Consider the following 2,175-nt stretch of genomic DNA (forward strand, 5'->3'; position numbering starts at 1 on the left):
TGGCTCCCGGCGCCGCGATCCGGGCGCGGGCCTTGCGCGCCTCCGTCGCGCGGGCCGGCAGCCGGGTGACCTGGGCCGGGCCCGCCGCCTGCGCGGTCTCGGCGGTGAACTGCGCGACGAGCCCCGCCAGCGCCTCCGCCTCGGATTTCATCGCGTGGCTGGCGGTGGTCGAGTCATCGACCATTGCCGCGTTCTGCTGCGTCACCTGGTCGAGCTGGTTAATCGCGGTATTGATCTCCGAGAGCCCGACCGACTGTTCGCGCGAGGAATTGGCGATATCGGCGATCAGGGACGTTATGCCGGCGACCGACTCGACGATCACCCGCAAGGCCTTGCCCGTGTCGTCGACCAGTTCCACGCCCCGGCCGACCTGCTGCGAACTGGTGGAGATCAGCGCCTTGATCTCCTTCGCCGCCGCCGAGGACCGCTGCGCCAGCGCCCGGACCTCGGAGGCCACCACCGCGAAGCCCCTGCCCGCCTCGCCCGCCCGCGCCGCCTCGACGCCGGCGTTGAGCGCGAGAAGATTGGTCTGGAAGGCGATATCGTCGATGACGCCGATGATCTGCGAGATGTGCTGCGAGGATTTCTCGATCTCGCTCATCGCATCGACGGCCTGCCGCACGATCCGGCCGCTCTCCTCGGCGCTCCGCCGGGTCGCGGCGACATCCTGGCTCGCCTTCTCGGCTCCGGAGGCCGCCGCGCGGACGCTCGCCGTCAACTGCTCCAGCGAGGCGGCGGTCTCCTCGAGCGCGGCCGCCTGGTTCTCGGTCCGGTGCGACAGATCATCCGCCGCCTGGGTCATACGCAGCGACTCGTCGCGGATGCTCCCGGAGGCGACCACGACCGCGGCGACGGCCGCTTCGAGCGTCTCGACCGCGCCGTTGAAATTCGCCCGCAGCGTCTCGTACTCCGACGGAAAGGCCTCCGCGATCCGGATCGTGAGATCGCCGTCCGCGAGCCCGGCGAGCCCGGCGCTGAGCTGCCCGACCACCCGCGCCCGCTCGGCCTCCATCGCGGCCCGCGTCTCGATGGCGCCGAGCCGCTCGGTCTCGGCTCCGGTGACATCGGAGACGACCTTCACCACCCGCGTCACCTTGCCGGCCGGGTCGCGGACCGGGCTGTAGGTGCCCTGCAGATAGACGATCCGCCCGCCCTTGGCGAGCCGCCGGAAGGTTCCGCGCAGGGCCTCGCCATTGCCGAGCCGCTCCCACATCCGCCGGTACTCGTCGGATTCGGCGAATTTCGGCTCCACGAAGGTGGCGTGCTTGCGCCCCACGGCCTCCGCCTCGGCGTAGCCCATGATATCGAGAAGCACCTGGTTCGCGCGCAGGATCCTGCCGCTCGGGTCGAACTCGATCATGCCCTGCGGGCCGCCGCTGATCGCCTCGATCACCGCCGCCTGGTCGCGCGCCTCGGTTTCCAGCCGGCGCCGCTCGGTCTCGGCCTGGGTGACNACTCGATCATGCCCTGCGGGCCGCCGCTGATCGCCTCGATCACCGCCGCCTGGTCGCGCGCCTCGGTTTCCAGCCGGCGCCGCTCGGTCTCGGCCTGGGTGACATCCGAGCCGACGTAGATCACCCGCGCCACCGCGCCGTTCCTGTCGCGCACCGCGCTGTAGGTGCCCTGCAGGAAGACACGGCTCCCGTCCCTGGTCAGCCGAGGGAAGATGCCCGCGACCGGGAAACCGCTGCCAAGCCTTTCCCACATGCGGCGATACTCGGCCGTGGCCGCGAAGGTCGGATAGACGAAGGCCGCGTGCTGGCGTCCGACGATCTCCGCCTCGGAATGGCCCATGATGCCGAGGAAGTTCCGGTTCGCCCGCAGGATCGCGCCGCGCGGATCGAACTCGACCATCACCTGCGCGGCGTCGATCGCCGCGATCACCGCCGCCTGCTCCGCCACGACCGCCTCGCGCGCGGCGAGATCGTCGCGCAGCCGGGCGACGGCGCGGGCGATCCAGCCTATCTCGTCGCCGCGGTCGGTACCCGGCACCTCGCCATCGTAGCTTCCTTTCGCCACCTGCGAGATCGCGGAGCCCACGCGCAGGAGCGGCCGGGTGACGGCGCGGGTGATGAAGAGCGCGGCGAGGCCGATGATGACCGAGCCCGCCAGCAGCGGCCAGCCGATCTCCGCGAGATGGCCCGCGGCGCTCCGCTCAACCGTCGCGCCGCTCTC

The 2,175-nt window shown here is 71.4% G+C and carries 2 protein-coding genes; both read right to left on the bottom strand.

Features of this window, described 5'->3' with window-relative positions; genetic code table 11:
• On the bottom strand, positions 1-1,393 hold a 1,393-nt coding region (locus ACLJK8_RS22520; protein WP_413152653.1), incomplete at its 3' end, for a methyl-accepting chemotaxis protein.
• Positions 1,390-2,175: PAS domain S-box protein (locus ACLJK8_RS22525; RefSeq protein ID WP_413152654.1), on the bottom strand; the 786-nt coding region annotated here is incomplete at its 5' end. The genes ACLJK8_RS22525 and ACLJK8_RS22520, both read right to left, overlap by 4 nt.

Origin of the sequence: Amaricoccus sp. W119 (genome assembly GCF_047275745.1) — a bacterium.
In the GTDB taxonomy this organism is placed as follows: Bacteria; Pseudomonadota; Alphaproteobacteria; order Rhodobacterales; family Rhodobacteraceae; genus Amaricoccus.